This is a genomic window from Caballeronia sp. LZ065, assembly GCF_031450975.1.
In the GTDB taxonomy this organism is placed as follows: domain Bacteria; phylum Pseudomonadota; class Gammaproteobacteria; order Burkholderiales; family Burkholderiaceae; genus Caballeronia.
Window position 1 is genome coordinate 1 of the sequence record NZ_JARUXV010000032.1, and the last position, 865, is coordinate 865.

Genomic DNA, 865 nt, shown 5'->3' on the forward strand with positions numbered 1-865 from the left:
TAAGAGGTGGTTTCAAAATGCCTGAGCAGATCGTTGAAGAGTATTCCAGCAGATCATGCAGGCAGCGAGTTTGAGGAAGGCTTCATGCATTGTCGCCAGTTGTTCGTAGCGGATTCGAAGACGGTGGAAGTTATGGAACCATGCATGCGTGCGTTCGACTACCCAGCGGTACTTTCCAAGGCCAGATCCGTGAACGGCGCGCCGCTTCGCGAGAATCGGGTTAATGCCGCGATCGCGCAACTTCTGCCGGTGTGGTTCCGAGTCTTATCCACGGTCAGCGTAGACGACCTGCGGCTTTTGCAAGGGTCGCCCGCGGATGCCACGAATAGCTGGGATCGCGTCTATGAGCGGCAACAGTTGAGTGATGTCGTGGCGATTGGCCCCTGTGAGGATGATCGAGAGAGGCACCCCGTTCGCATCGGTGGCGACATGGTGTTTGGATCCTGGTCGCGCACGATCTACGGGGTTTGGCCCAGTTTTTGGCCCGCCCCAATCGCGCGAACAGAGGATGAATCGACGATGACTCGCGAAAGATCGATCTGGCCAGCGCCGCGAAGCTCGGCGAGCAGCAGTTCGTGCAATCGGTCCCATACACCGGCTTGCTGCCAGTCGCGTAACCGACGCCAACACGTCACGCCGGAGCCGCAACCCATTTCGGCGGGCAGGTCGCGCCAGCGCAGTCCTGTACGTAGCACGAACACAATGCCGTTCAATGCCGCGCGATCGGGTACCGGCTTTCGGCCGGGATACTTCTCGCGTCGAGCCTTCGGCTGCGGGAGTAAATGCTCGATTCTTTTCCACAATTCGTCGTCAATGATTGGCTTATCCATGCCCTCGATCTCATCGCTACGATGCTCAAGGTTAA

General features: G+C 58.0%; 1 pseudogene. It reads right to left on the reverse strand.

The window, feature by feature from the left end:
* Positions 1-12 precede the first annotated feature (12 nt).
* Positions 13-830: pseudogene (locus QCE63_RS35515) on the reverse strand (IS5 family transposase).
* Positions 831-865: the final 35 nt, after the last annotated feature.